Genomic DNA, 13,127 nt, shown 5'->3' on the forward strand with positions numbered 1-13,127 from the left:
TCTCCGCAAACCGTCGCACGGACGACTCGCGGCCGTCTCGCGGCCCTCGCCCGCCGACGGACGGCCGCCGGACCGCTGGTGGACCGCTGGTGGACCGCGCCCACCGGTCCGCGCGGACGGAAGCCCCACGACCCCGTCGGAACGGCACCCCATCGCCTTCGCCAGGATCCTCCGTAGGGTGAAAATGGACCACCGATGGTGATCCGGACCCACGCGCGCGGACGGTCCGCCGATCTAGCGTTCGGGCATGTCCACACAGCCCTGGTTCCGTGACGCGAAGTTGGGCGTCTTCGTCCATTACGGCGTCTACGCCGTCGACTCGGTGGCCGAGTCCTGGTCCTTCTACAACGGCGAGGTCCCGCACGAGCGGTACATGAGTCAGCTCGGCCGTTTCACCGCGTCGCGCTACGACCCGGCCGGGTGGGCGGACCTGTTCGCGCGGGCGGGCGCCCGCTACGCGGTTCTCACCGCGCGCCACCACGACGGGGTGGCGCTCTGGGACTCCGGCCAGGGCGGACTCGACGTCGTCCGGCACACCCCGGCGGGCCGGGACCTGATCGCCGGGTACGCGCACGCGCTGCGGGAACGGGGGCTGAAGGTGGGCCTCTACTACTCGCACTCGGACTGGAACCACCCCGACTACCCGACGGTCGTCCACCCCGACCCGCCCGCGCACGACGACATCCTGGCCAGTGCGTACGTCACCCCACAGAACGGGGTGGAGGACCCGGCGGCGTGGGCGCGGTATCTGGCGTACCGGGACGGCCAGGTGGCCGAGCTGATCGAGCGGTACCGCCCGGACCTGCTGTGGTTCGACGGTGAATGGGAGCGGTCACCGGAGCAGTGGCGGATGGCCGAACTGGCGGGGCTGATCCGGGCGGCGGCCCCGGACACCATGGCGAACGCCCGGCTGACGGGACACGGCGACTACGCGACCCCGGAGCAGGGACTGCCGGTGCGGGCCCCGGACGGCCCCTGGGAACTGTGCCTGACCGTCAACGACTCCTGGGGGTACCGGCAGGGCGACGACAACCACAAGTCCGTGGCGCTGCTGGTGCGTTACCTCACGGAGACGATCGCGATGGGCGGCAATCTGCTGCTCGACGTGGGGCCCCGGGAGGACGGCACGATCTCGGCCGCGCAGACGGAGCGGCTCACCGGCCTCGGTGACTGGATACGCGCCCACGCGGACGCCGTGCACGGCACGGTCGCGGGCCTGCCGCCGGGCCACCACTACGGACCGAGCACCCTCTCGGCGGACCGCCGCACCCTGTACCTGATGTGCTTCGACGTACCGCGCGAGTCGGTGACGGTACGCGGGCTGCGGACCCCGGTGAAGCGGGTGAGCGTGCTCGGCACGGGCGCGGAGCTGGGGCACCGGGTCGTCGGCGGGCTGCACGAGGTGCCGGGGATGACCTGGATCGACGCGCCGGGGCCCGGGGACGTCGATCCGTGCGCGACCGTCCTCGCCGTGGAGCTGGACGGCGAGCTGGACCTGTATCAGGGCACCGGGCTGCGCTGATCCCCGCCGGGCGCGCGGGCGGCGGCGCGCAGCGCGCGGGGCGAGGCGCCGAACTCCCGGTGGCACGCCTTGTTGAACGCCTGGAGGTCGGCGATGCCGACGGCGTCGGCCACCGCGCGGACGGTGAGCGTCGACTCGCGCAGCAGATGCCGGGCGCGGGCCATCCGCCGCGCACGGACGTAGGCGACCACCGTACGGCCGGTCTCGGCGCGGAAGAGCCTGGTCAGGTGGTTGTGCGAGACCCCGGCGACCCGGGCCAGGTCGGGCACCGCGAGGGGGCCCGCCAGATGTGCCTCGACATGGGCGATCGCGGCGGCGACCGGGCCGGGCGCCTGGGCGGACCCGCCGGGCGCGCCGAGTTCCGCGACCCGCCACAGTGCCGTCCACACCTCGGCGGCGGCCCGTACGGGGTTGCGCGGGGCGATGGCGACGGCCTGGCGCAGCAGCCCCGTGAGGGCCGGGGTCTCGGCCCCGGCGTCCTGGAGGAGGGGGACCCGGGTGGACCCTCCGGTGCCGGGCAGGGCGAAGTGGACGAACAGGTGCTCGGAGCGGCCCCGGTAGCGGTAGCGGACCTCGGTGCCGGGCGGCACCAGGCTGACCCGGCCGGGCCGGATGGTGTGGGACAGACCGCCGACGACGAGTTCGGCGCTGTACGTGTAGAGGTGGAGCTGCCACAGGTCCGGCAGCCGGAAGACGTCGGTCGTGGTGTGGGTGCCGTGGACCCCGGTGCCGAGGCTCGCGACCCGGGGCGGGGTGTCCAGCGGGACCGCCACGGTCGGCGGCTCGGCTGCGCTGCTCATGGTGAGAAGTTACCAGCGGGGACGCGCGCGGATGCGGGAGTGGCCCGGGCGGGTGAAGCTGAAGACGGAACAACCCTCTAGGGAGGTGGGCTCATGTCCATGATGGACAAGCTCAAAAACATGCTCAAGGGGCATGAGGACCAGACGTCGAAGGGCGTCGACAAGGCGGGAGACGCCATCGACGACAGGACGCAGGGCAAGTACCAGGGCCAGGTCGACAAGGGCCAGGACGCGCTGAAGGACCGGCTCGGCGACCAGGACCGGGGCCAGCAGCCACCGCGGGCCTGACCCGTCGGCCCCGCCCGGTCCGGTGCCGCCGGCTACGGCCCTCCGGACCAGGCGGCCGGCGTGCGCGCTCACCACCGGGCCGCGCCGGCGGACATCGCGTACGGGTCGCGCATCCGGCGCATCCGCAGGGTGTCCACGGACTCCGCCATCAGCTCGTACTCCGTGGTCTCGTCCTGGGCGGAGAACCGCATCAGCCGCCCCTGGGAGAGCTCCTCCGCGACCCGGTCCTGCCGGTAGGTGTCGTGGCACCAGTCACGCAGCACGGCCGGTACATCCGCCGTGTCGGCGCCGACGGGGGTCAGCGAACCTTCCGGGAAGGCGGCGGTTTCGGGGAGGGGATCGAGGCGGGCCGCGATCCACAGGGCCCGGTCGCGCAGCCACCACAGGGCCAGTGGCAGGGTGGGGGCCCGGTAGGTACCGAGCGGCACGCCGACCCACTGGCCACCGCAGACACCGTAGGCGGTGACGTGGCACAGGAATTCGTCATGCATGGTCACCTCCGGGGGCGGTTCAGGACATGGCACATGGACGGCCGCTCGTCGCATGCGCGTCGTCGCCGTCGTGTACCCCCTCTTCTTTAGTTCACGCCATGACTGTATGTCACCACTCCGATTCGGCCAGTGTGCGGTCCCGGGCGCCCCACGAGTTGACCGAAGACTCAACTCACCCACTCCACCAGCGTGTTCGCCACTTCGCGCGGTAACTGACCCTGACCGAAAAGACTCCCGAACAGCGTTCGCCGGAGACGGGAGCCGGTCCCGCGTACCGTCGGACACAGGGCGGGTGGCGGCGACCGGCGCGCACCCGGACACGGAACGGGAGACCGGGGGACGCATGGCGGCGAACGATCACGGACAGTCCGACGCGGAGGCGGCCCGCGCCCCGGCGCCGGACATGGGCGGGGAAGCCGCGTGTCTGCTGCACCGGGTGTGCGAGGAGTGCGGACGGCTCGCCCCGGGCCGCGAGGACCGCTGCTGCGCGCGTTGCGGCGGACCGCTGCCGTCCTGATCCGGCGGGCTCAGCGCGCTTCGGAGGCGAGGACGATGTCCTCGTAGGTGAGGGCGCGGGTACCGGGCTCGGCGGTGGCGAGGGCGTTCACCATCGCGGCGGCGAGCCGTCCGGCGGCGACCGGGCGGTACGGGCGCAGCGGTCCGGCGCAGAGGGGGCCGAACACCGGGCCGAGCCGGGCGGCGAGGCGTTCGGCGGTGCGCTGTTCGGTCCGCTCCCCGAGCAGCAGGGAGGGCCGGAAGAGCAGGGTGCTGTCGTACCCGAGGGCGATGATGTCGCGTTCGACGTCCCCCTTGACCCGGAGGTAGAAGTTCCGGGAGGCGGGGTCGGCGCCGACCGACGAGCACAGGGCGATCCGACGGGCCCCGGCTCCATGGGCACGGTCGGCGACGGCGAGCGTGGCGTCATGGTCGACCGCGCGGAACGCCGTCTGCGACCCGGCCTTCCTGATGGTGGTGCCCAGCGCGCAGTACACATCGTCCACGGCGGGCACCTCGTCGGCGGTGAGCGTGGCGAAGTCCACGATCCGTACGTCGAGGCGTGGGTGTTCGCGGTCCAGGGGGCGGCGGACCAGGGCGGTGACCCGGTCGTAGCGGGGGTCGGCCAGCAGCCGGGCGAGGAGATGGCCGCCGACGAGGCCGCTGGCCCCGGCGAGCAGCGCGGTACGAGTGGGCATGACGCATCGTAACCACGCGAAGCCGGACCCGGAGACCGCACCCGCCCCGGACGGCCGACACCCCCGCACACCCGAGCCCTCCCACATCTGACCCATATGCCCGACCCCCAGAACGGACATAAGGTGCATATGTCGGTCCGGTCGCCGGTGACCGTGAACGATCACCGCCAAGGAGGCACACCATGTCCGAACTCATCGTGATCGGGTACGAGGATCCAGCGGTCGCCCATCAGGCGTACGAAGAGGTCCAGAAACTCCAGAAGGACTTCGTGGTCGATCTCTCCGGACTGGCGGTGGTCAGTGTCGACCAGGAAGGCAAGAACCACGTCGAGACGCCCAGCAAGATCGTCGGGGTCTCGGCCGCGTCCGGTGCGCTGTGGGGCACGATCTTCGGCCTGCTCTTCCTCGTCCCGGCGTTCGGCCTGCTGGCGGGTGCCGCGTTCGGCGGGCTGTTCGGGAAGCTCAGCAAGTCCGGGATCGACGAGGAGTTCCGGGGGCAGGTGCAGTCCATGCTGAAGCCGGGGGCGGCGGCCGTGGTGATCATGGCCGCGAAGATCACGGAGGACAAGTTCGCCGACGCGATGCAGCCGTTCGGCGGAAGGCTGCTGAAGACCTCGCTGAACGCGGAGGACGAGAAGGAACTGGCCGAACACCTCGGCGCGCAGAGCTGACCGAAGGAGCGCCCCTCTCCCCGCACACCCGCCCGGCCACGCAAGGGGGTGGGCGGAAATCGCGTTGGAGCGAGGACGGAAAATCCCGACCGGCCCCGCCCCGAAGAACAAACAGAACGCGCCCCAAAGGGGCGCGAGGAACTACGCGAAAACGAGGGCGACCCGCACCCGAACAACAACACCAGCCAGGCAGCGCCCCGACAGGGGCGCGGGGAACTGCGCAAACCCACCGAACGACGGCACAGGAACAAGCGCGCCCAGCACGGAGTACCCAGGGGCGCGAGGAACTGCGCACCCCACGAACGACGGCACAGCAACGAAGTACGCCCCGCCGGACAGACCTGGGAAGCGCAAGCGAAGGCGACCCGCGAGGAACCGCGAAACCACCGAGCGACGGCACTGGGAACAGTCGCGCCCAGCACCGAGTACCCAGGGGCGCGGGGAACTGCGCACCCCACGAACGACGGCACAGGGACAAGTACGCCCACCCGGACAGACCTCAAAAGCGCAAGCGAAGGCGGACATGCACCCACGGCTCGACCCCCGAACGCTGGCGCGGCTCCGGGAGCCGCGCCCCTACCCCGCGCTGTCCCTGCTGATGCCCACGCACCGGCGCGAACCCCACCACGCCCAGGACCACGTACGTCTGCGCAACCTCGTCGCGGAGGCGAAGAACCGGTTGCGGGCCGACCCCGCGGCGACCCGCGCCCGCTCCGCGGACATCGCCGACCAGCTGGACCAGGCCGTCGCCGCGACCGACCTGGCCCTCGCGGAGGACGGCCTCGCCGTGTTCGCCGCGCCGGGCGAGCACCAGGTCTGGTACCTGAACCGCGCGGTCCCCGAACGCGTCGTGCTGTCGGACACGTTCCTGACCCGGAACCTGGTCGCCGCGGACCTCGCCGACCGCCCGTACTGGGTCCTCGCGGTCTCCGCCGACCACATCTCGCTGTGGGACGGCCGCGCCGAGCGGGTCAGCGAGGTCCGCACCGGCCCGTTCCCGCTGGTCAGAAGTCTCGCGGACCCCGACGCGGAGCGTCAGGAACGCGTCGGGGACCTGCCCAGCACCTTCCGCGACGAGGCGACCCGGGCGTTTCTGCGCCGGGCGGACGAGGCCATGGCCGCCGTGCTCGCGGACCGCCCCCGCCCGTTGTACGCGGCCGGGGAGGCGGCGGCGCTGACCACCCTCGCGGAGGTCGGCGGCGCGTCGGACGGCGGTGCGGGTGAGATGTTCCGGGTGCCGCACGGGGGCCTGGCGCAGGGGCCGCCCGAGCTGGTGTGGCAGGCGGTGCTGCCGTTCCACTCCGCGCGGCAGGAGGCGGAGAACGGCGCGGTGCTGCGGGACCTCGACCGGGCGCGGGGCCGCCGGGAGTTCGCCGCCGGGGCCGACGAGGTGTGGCGCAACGCGACCGAGGGCCGGGTGGACCTGCTGGCCGTGGAGGAGAACTACCGGGTGACGGTACGCGACGACGGCCACCATCTGATGCCCGCGAGGCATGACGATCTCGACTCCCGCGAGGACCTGGTGGACGAGATCGTCGAGCGTTGCCTGACGACGGGCGCCACCGTACGTTTCCTGCCGGACGGCACCCTCGCGGACCTGGGCCGGATCGCGGGCGTACTGCGCTACTGACAGCCGCCGACCCCCGCGGCCGGTCCCGGCCGGGGCTACTCCCCCGCGTACGCGGCGCGCAGCGCGCCGATGTCGGGCTTCGTCATCGCGAACAGGGCGCGGGTCGTCCGGGCCGCCTTCTCATGGTCGGGGTCGGCGAGCAGTCCGGGCAGTTCCGTGGGGACGACCTGCCATGACACCCCGAACCTGTCCTTGAGCCAGCCGCACTGCCCGGGCCGGCCGCCGTCCTGGGTGAGCCGGTCCCAGTAGTAGTCGACCTCGTCCTGGTCGGCGCAGTGGATCTGGAACGAGACCGATTCGTTGAACGTGAACTCCGGTCCGCCGTTGAGCGCGAGGAAGTGCTGGCCGTTGAGGGTGAAGTCGACGGTGATGGCGGTCCCGGCGGGGCCGGGGCCCGCCTCGGTGTACCGGGTGACCCGGCCGGGCTCGGAGTTCTTGAACACGGACAGATAGTGGTCCGCGGCCTCCTCGGCCCGGCCGTCGAACCACAGACAGGTGGTGAATGCCTCGCTGGTCATCGGTGACGCCTCCCGCGTACGCGATCGGTTACGGCATGCTCTCTCCGTTACGACCGATGGTCCGCCGAAAACTCGTCGGCCGCGCGTCCAGGTGCCACCTGGGCGCGGGTGCGGGGCCGGGTGGCGACCACCAGACGGCAGCGCGGTCCGCCGTCCGGCCGCCGGCCCAGCTCCGGCAGCGCGTACAGGTCGGTGGTGAAGCCCGCGCGGGTCAGCTCGGCGCGGACGGCGGACAGCGGGAAGGTGCGGTAGTACATCACGAACGGCGGACGCCACAGGGCGTTGCGGAGCCGCATCACCGCGTCGAACCCGGCCGTCGCCCAGTACCCCCGCGAGCCGGGTGCGGGCGGCGCGACCACCGGGAAGGCGAACCGGCCGCCGGGGGCCAGGGCCCGGTGCACCCCGGCGAAGAGGGCGGGCCGCTGCCGGGGCAGGAAGTGGCCGAACGCCCCGAAGCTGACGACCAGGTCGAGGCTCCCGGCGAAGGGCAGGGCCAGCGCGTCGGCCCGGACCAGGTGCTCCGCCGGACGGCCGGGGCGGACCGGTGGGGCCGGGCGGGCGGCCGTCAGCATCCCGGCGCTGAGGTCGGCCCCGACGATCCGGTCCCGGCACACCCGCCGCAGCACCCGGGTACCGGCACCCGTGCCGCAGCACAGGTCCAGCCCGCGGCCGAAGGGGCCGAGTCCTTCCAGCACACGCGCGGTGGCGTCGAGGATGGCGTCCGGGGTGCGGAAGGGCGTGCGGTCGAAGGTGGGGGCGAGCAGGTCGTAGCCGTGCTCGACGGAGGACAGCGCCTGCACGGTGAGTTCGCGGAACGTGGGTCCGCCGGGGCCGAACATCACGGCCGTCCCGGGCCGTGCGGGCCGCCGGGGGCGGTCATCGGTCGCCCTCGCGCCGCAGGTCGGCCGCGGTGAACGTGGCGGGGGTGGCGTGCCCGGACAGGGCGAGGGTCAGATCGAGTTCGGCGAGCAGACAGCGGATCACATGGTCGACGCCCGCCTGGCCGTCGAGGGCGAGCCCGTAGGCGTAGGGCCGCCCGATCAGCACGGCGCGGGCGCCGAGCGCGAGGACCTTGGCGATGTCGGCGCCGGAACGGACACCGCTGTCGAACAGGATGTCGAGCCGGTCGCCGACGGCGTCGACCACGGCGGGCAGCGCGTCGGCGGCGCCGATGGCGCCCGCGACCTGGCGTCCGCCGTGGTTGGAGACGACGACACCGTCCATCCCGGCGTCGGCGGCGGCCCGGGCGTCGTCCGGGTGCAGCACCCCCTTGAGGACGATCGGACCGTCCCAGTTCTCCCGGAGGAACGCGAGATCCGGCCAGGTGTTCGAGGGATCGGAGAAGAGGCCGATGAAGTGCATGACGGCGGCGTCCGGGTCCTCGTGCACGGGCCGGGCGAGTCCCGCCTGGAACGCGGGGTCGGTGAAGTAGTTGGCGGTGCCCACCCCGCGCAGGAACGGCAGATACGCCTGGTCGAGGTCCCGGGGCCGCCACGCGAGCAGCGGGGTGTCGAGGGTGACGAACAGGACGGTGAACCCGGTGTCCCGGGCCCGGGTCAGGAAGCTGCGGGTGACCTCGCGGTCCTTGGACCAGTAGAGCTGGAACCAGCGTTCGGCGTCACCCAGGGCCTCGGCGACCTGCTCGATGGGGGTGCTGGCGGCGCTGGAGTGGATGTAGGGCACCCCGCGGGCGGCGGCGGCCCGGGCGGCGGCGCCCTCGGCTTCGGGGTGCAGGATCGACAGCACACCGATCGGGGCGAGCGCCACGGGCGCGGGCAGGGTGCGGCCCAGCACGTGCACGGACAGGTCGCGCGCATGGACGTCCCGCAGCACACGGGGCACGATCCGCAGCCGGTCGAGTGCCGCACGGTTGGCGCGGTCGGTGCTGCCGTCGCCCGCGCCGCCCGCCACATAGCCGACCGGTCCGGAACCGAGCCGCTGTTCGGTGAGTTCCGCGAGGCGGGTCAGATCGGTGGGCAGTCTGGGCACCGCCCCGGTCATACCGTTCAGATAGATCTCGTACTGGAAGTCGGCCGCATGTCCGCTCATCGTCGTGCCCGTCTCTCGTCGGTGCGCTCGCCGCGTACGCCGGAGGTTACTGACGACGGCCACGGACCGCGGGGGAACGCCCGGGACAACCCGCCCCACACCGAGCTCCCCCGAAGCCGCCCGAACAACCACCGACGGAAAGCCGACCACCCACCGCCACCACGACGGGGTGCCCCGATAGGGGCGCGGGGAACTGCGCGAAGACCGGCGACGGTCAGCCGATCGCCCCCGGCCACCACAGCGGGGTGCCCCAAAGGGGCGCGAGGAACTGCGCAAACGACCACCGACGGAAAGCCGACCCCGCACCGCCACCACGACGGGGCGCCCCGATAGGGGCGCGGGGAACTGCGCGAAGACCGGCGACGGTCAGCCGACCCCGCACGGCCACCACAGCGGGGCGCCCCGAAAGGGGCGCGGGGAACTGCGCGAAAGACCGCCAACAGTGGGCGAACCACCCACCGTTCCCCACAGCGGGTGTCCCCGAAGGGGCAGCGAACCTCCGGGACGGAAGACGACGGCGAGCCGGACACCCACCGCCCTCGCGCCCCCGCGTACCCGCGGTCCGCCGAAACCGGCCGCAGGTCGTACGGAGCGTCACCGTCCCCCCGGCACCGCTCCGTACGACAGTGGACCCGGTATCGGTTCCGTGAGGCGGGCGGTGGCTGACGATGAGCGAGGAGAACCGTGCGTCGCCGGAAGCGGCGGCCGGACGGACTGCGCACGCGCCCCGGGCGGCCGGCGTCGTCCGGCGCTGGCGCGACCCCGTGGTGGTGCAGATCCTGCGGTCCACGGCGGCGGCCACCATCTCGTACGCCGTCGCGCTCCAGCTCAGCGATGTCGAGGCGCCGCTGACCGCGCCGCTGACCGCGCTCCTGGTGGTGCAGGTGACGCTCTACGCCACGATCACCACCGGCGTCCGCCGGGTGAACTCGGTGGTCATCGGCGTACTGATCGCCGTCGGCTTCAGCTCGCTGGTGGGACTGAGCTGGTGGAGCCTCGCCCTGATCATCCTGGCGTCGCTGACGGTGGGCCAGTTCGTCCGGGTGGGCGAGTTCGTGCCCGAGGTGGCGATCAGCGCGATGCTCGTGCTCGGGGTGACCCAGGTGGGCGCGTCCGCCTGGGACCGGGTGCTGGAGACGCTGATCGGGGCGGTGGTCGGCCTGTCGTTCAACTTCCTGCTGGCGCCGCCCGTGTGGGTGGACACCGCCGGGGAGTCCATCGAGAACCTGGCGCGCCGGATGCGGCGGCTGCTGCTGCGGGGCGGTGAACAGCTCATCACCCCGACCGCGCCCGAGCAGGCCGAGCAGCGGCTCTTCGAGGCACGGCAGCTGGACGACGACGTGGCGGACGTGGACGCGGCGCTGCGGCAGGCGGAGGACAGCCTGCGGCTCAACCCCCGGGTCCGTGAGGGCCTGCTGAACCGGGTGGTGCTGCGGACCGGTCTCGACACCCTGGAGATCTGTGTGGTCGTCGTCCGGGTCCTCTCCCGGACGTTCACCGATCTGAGCAGGGAACGTCCGCACGAGCCGCTGCTGCCGCGCGGGACGGGCGCGGCGCTCCAGGAGACGCTGGACCATATCGCCGACGCCGTCGTCAGTTTCGCGGTCCTGGTGACCACTCAGGTCAGCACCAACGCGGACGCCGCCGAGGCACGGCTGGCGGAGGAGCTGAGCGCCGCGGTCGCGAGCCGGGACCGGGCGGCGCGGCTCCTGCTGGACGACGTACGGGAGGACCCGCGCGGCTGGCAGCTCCACGGGGCGCTGCTGACCGAGGTGGACCGGCTGCTGGACGAGCTGGACATGGAGCACCGCAGCAGGCGGCTGATGGAGGAACTGGACCGCAGCGCGCGTGAGCAGCGGCAGCGGTTCTCCTGGCTGGGACGGCTGAGGTCCCTGTTCCCGGGCGGGGGCGGGAGCCGGGGCAGCGAGCGGGGTTGAGGGGGGCGGCGCTGAGGCAAAAGGGCCGAGGCGGCGCTCGGCAGGCCGTGGCAGGCGCTTGGCGGAGCCAGGCGGGAGGGGCCCGGCGGCTCAGGTACGGCGCCGACACGGGGCCGACGATCACGGGTCCGGTAGGTTCCGTCCATCATCTGATGATCCGTTCGACCCCCTGTCGGAAGCCGTGCCGGAGGGCCGGGCGGACGAGGAGAGAGGCGGTCCGCGTGCCGGAACCGGAGCGGGAACCCGAGGGGCCACAGCTGATCGACGGGCGTTCGGGGCGGACGTATCCGCTGGACGCCCTGCGCTGGCGCGGGGACGACGGCGGTCCGCTGACCGTGTCGCCGCTGCCCGGCCTCGCGCCGGGGGACATCGACGGCTCGGTCCGTTCCCTGTGGCGCTACCGCGCCGCGCTGCCGCTGCCCGGCGGCCGTCCCCCGGTGAGCCTCGGGGAAGGGATGACGCCGCTGGTGGAGGGCGAGTGGGCGGGGGCCCGGGTCCGTTTCAAGCTGGAGTGGTTCAACCCGACGGGGAGCTTCAAGGACCGGGGCAGCAGTGTGATGGTCTCGGCGCTGGCCGCCCGGGGCGTACGGGAGGTCGTGGAGGACAGTTCCGGCAACGGCGGTTCGTCGGTCGCCGCCTACTGCGCGGCGGCCGGGATCGGCGCCACGGTCCTCGTCCCGGAGGGGACCTCGCCCGCCAAGGTGCTCCAGACGCGGGCGTACGGGGCGCGGATCACCCCGGTGCCGGGCGGCCGGGAGGCCACCGCGGCGGAGGCTCTGCGGCGCGCCGGGGAGGTGATGTACGCGGGGCACAACTGGCATCCGTACTTCCTCCAGGGGACGAAGACCCTCGCGTACGAGCTGTGGGAGGACCTCGGGTTCCGTGCCCCGGACGCGGTGGTGACCGTGGCGGGCGCGGGCAGCACGGTCCTCGGCTGCGATCTGGGGTTCTCGGAGCTGCTCGCCGCGGGGCGGATCGCGCGCCTTCCCCGGCTGCTGGTCGCCCAGCCCGCGGCGTGCGCCCCGCTGCACGCCGCGTTCCGGTCGGAGCCCGTACCGGAGTTCGGCCCGACGATCGCGGAGGGCACCGCGATCCGTGCACCGGTACGGCTGCCCGAGGTGGTGGCCGCGGTCCGCCGCTCCGGCGGGGACATGGCCGCGATCCCCGAGCGGGACATCGCGTCGGCGGTCCGCGCTCTCGCGAGCCGGGGGCTGTACGTGGAGCCGACCAGCGCGACGGCCGCCGCCGCGATCGACGTGTTCCGTGCCCGGGGCGCGATCCGGGACGGTGAGACGACGGTCGTGGTGCTGACCGGTTCGGGCCTCAAGGCGACGGGTGTCCTCGCCGGGCTGTTCCCGGCGGACACCGCGACCTGACCACCGCCGCCGGCGTCCCCGGGCGGTGACCGAGGACGCGGAACACCCCGGAGGGAACGGCGGTTGTCAGCCATCGGCGGCCGGGGCCGGGACACTCCGGCCAAGTACCCACCGACCGGTCGCCGTACGCCGGGCGCCCCGGTGCGCGTCCGGCGGGGGCGGTGCTACCGTCTCGGTCACTTTCGGTGCGGAGGAGCGGCACATGGCCAAGGTAACCGTCGGACTGGACGCGGAACTCGTGGTGGAGGTCATGGTGCTGTCCGGCGCCGGCTCACCGCAGGACGCGGTGGAGCTCGTCGTCCGGGACTACATCGCCCGTGGCCACCGTACCGAGGAACGGACGGAGAGCGGGGGCGGGTCCGCACGGATCTCCGCACCGCAGCCGCTCGAACCGCCGCAGGGCTGATCCGGCGCGGGCGCCTCGCGGCCCGGCCGCCCGCCTCGCCGACCGGGGCCCGCCCCCGGCGGCCTCACCGCTCCTCCCGGCCCCTGTCATATGCCCGTGACAGGGGCCGTCGGCTGTTCCCGGCCACCCGCCGTCCGGTGGGTCCCCGCCAGGCATTCGCCCGGCGCCAGTGATTCCACGGCCTTCCCCCTTCTTCCGGAACAGGACTTCCCGGGAAAGAACTCCATTCGACGTTTTGATTGTTCT

At 73.1% G+C, this 13,127-nt stretch carries 14 protein-coding genes; 8 read left to right on the top strand and 6 right to left on the bottom strand.

Going from position 1 to position 13,127, the window contains the following annotated elements; translation table 11 throughout:
• Positions 1 to 247: 247 nt before the first annotated feature.
• Entirely contained in the window at positions 248 to 1,522 is a 1,275-nt protein-coding gene (locus tag AB852_RS34105; RefSeq protein WP_073794559.1) for an alpha-L-fucosidase, read from the top strand.
• Here AB852_RS34105 and AB852_RS34110 read toward each other — a convergent pair.
• Entirely contained in the window at positions 1,501 to 2,322 is an 822-nt protein-coding gene (locus AB852_RS34110; RefSeq protein ID WP_073794560.1) for an AraC family transcriptional regulator, read from the bottom strand. The two genes, AB852_RS34105 and AB852_RS34110, sit on opposite strands and share 22 nt — an antisense overlap.
• Before the next feature lie 93 nt (positions 2,323 to 2,415).
• On the opposite strand from AB852_RS34110, the gene AB852_RS34115 reads away from it, so the two are divergent.
• Positions 2,416 to 2,610 carry an antitoxin gene (locus AB852_RS34115; RefSeq protein ID WP_073794561.1) on the top strand — a complete coding sequence of 65 codons (195 nt, stop codon included), beginning with the start codon at positions 2,416 to 2,418 and terminating at the stop codon, positions 2,608 to 2,610.
• Positions 2,611 to 2,678: 68 nt separating this feature from the next.
• Here the strand turns inward: AB852_RS34115 and AB852_RS34120 are convergent, their stop codons facing one another.
• Entirely contained in the window at positions 2,679 to 3,101 is a 423-nt protein-coding gene (locus tag AB852_RS34120; RefSeq protein ID WP_073794562.1) for a hypothetical protein, read from the bottom strand.
• Between the two features lie 343 nt (positions 3,102 to 3,444).
• Between AB852_RS34120 and AB852_RS40115 the strand changes: the two genes are divergently transcribed.
• Positions 3,445 to 3,618 carry a hypothetical protein gene (locus AB852_RS40115; RefSeq protein WP_178391192.1) on the top strand — a complete coding sequence of 58 codons (174 nt, stop codon included), beginning with the start codon at positions 3,445 to 3,447 and terminating at the stop codon, positions 3,616 to 3,618.
• Positions 3,619 to 3,628: 10 nt separating this feature from the next.
• Here the strand turns inward: AB852_RS40115 and AB852_RS34130 are convergent, their stop codons facing one another.
• Complete coding sequence (locus tag AB852_RS34130; protein ID WP_073794566.1) at positions 3,629 to 4,294, bottom strand: NAD(P)H-binding protein; 666 nt, start codon at positions 4,292 to 4,294, stop codon at positions 3,629 to 3,631.
• A 182-nt stretch (positions 4,295 to 4,476) separates the two neighbouring features.
• Between AB852_RS34130 and AB852_RS34135 the strand changes: the two genes are divergently transcribed.
• Positions 4,477 to 4,965 carry a DUF1269 domain-containing protein gene (locus AB852_RS34135; RefSeq protein WP_073794569.1) on the top strand — a complete coding sequence of 163 codons (489 nt, stop codon included), beginning with the start codon at positions 4,477 to 4,479 and terminating at the stop codon, positions 4,963 to 4,965.
• 523 nt (positions 4,966 to 5,488) lie between these two features.
• Positions 5,489 to 6,595 carry a baeRF3 domain-containing protein gene (locus AB852_RS34140; RefSeq protein WP_073794572.1) on the top strand — a complete coding sequence of 369 codons (1,107 nt, stop codon included), beginning with the start codon at positions 5,489 to 5,491 and terminating at the stop codon, positions 6,593 to 6,595.
• Between the two features lie 35 nt (positions 6,596 to 6,630).
• On the opposite strand, the gene AB852_RS34145 is transcribed toward AB852_RS34140, so the two are convergent.
• From AB852_RS34145 to AB852_RS34155, 3 genes are read right to left on the bottom strand one after another with little or no spacing between them, the layout of a single operon-like run.
• Positions 6,631 to 7,113, bottom strand: a complete 483-nt coding sequence (locus AB852_RS34145) for a VOC family protein (protein ID WP_073794575.1) — start codon at positions 7,111 to 7,113, stop codon at positions 6,631 to 6,633.
• A 47-nt stretch (positions 7,114 to 7,160) separates the two neighbouring features.
• Positions 7,161 to 7,952 (bottom strand): class I SAM-dependent methyltransferase, encoded by a 792-nt coding sequence (locus AB852_RS34150; RefSeq protein ID WP_079185131.1) that lies wholly within the window; start codon positions 7,950 to 7,952, stop codon positions 7,161 to 7,163.
• 37 nt (positions 7,953 to 7,989) lie between these two features.
• Positions 7,990 to 9,162: an alpha-hydroxy-acid oxidizing protein gene (locus AB852_RS34155; protein ID WP_073794577.1), complete on the bottom strand. Its 1,173-nt coding sequence runs from the start codon at positions 9,160 to 9,162 to the stop codon at positions 7,990 to 7,992.
• Positions 9,163 to 9,830: 668 nt separating this feature from the next.
• On the opposite strand from AB852_RS34155, the gene AB852_RS34160 reads away from it, so the two are divergent.
• The 3 genes from AB852_RS34160 (at position 9,831) to AB852_RS34170 (ending at position 12,881) form a co-directional block, all read left to right on the top strand.
• Positions 9,831 to 11,099 carry an FUSC family protein gene (locus AB852_RS34160; protein ID WP_079185132.1) on the top strand — a complete coding sequence of 423 codons (1,269 nt, stop codon included), beginning with the start codon at positions 9,831 to 9,833 and terminating at the stop codon, positions 11,097 to 11,099.
• Positions 11,100 to 11,359: 260 nt separating this feature from the next.
• Positions 11,360 to 12,475 carry a threonine synthase gene (locus tag AB852_RS34165; RefSeq protein WP_073795056.1) on the top strand — a complete coding sequence of 372 codons (1,116 nt, stop codon included), beginning with the start codon at positions 11,360 to 11,362 and terminating at the stop codon, positions 12,473 to 12,475.
• A gap of 202 nt (positions 12,476 to 12,677) precedes the next feature.
• Positions 12,678 to 12,881: a DUF2191 domain-containing protein gene (locus tag AB852_RS34170; protein ID WP_073794580.1), complete on the top strand. Its 204-nt coding sequence runs from the start codon at positions 12,678 to 12,680 to the stop codon at positions 12,879 to 12,881.
• The last annotated feature ends 246 nt before the right edge of the window (positions 12,882 to 13,127 follow it).

The organism is Streptomyces uncialis (genome assembly GCF_001905345.1).
GTDB classification, from domain to species: domain Bacteria; phylum Actinomycetota; class Actinomycetes; order Streptomycetales; family Streptomycetaceae; genus Streptomyces; species Streptomyces uncialis.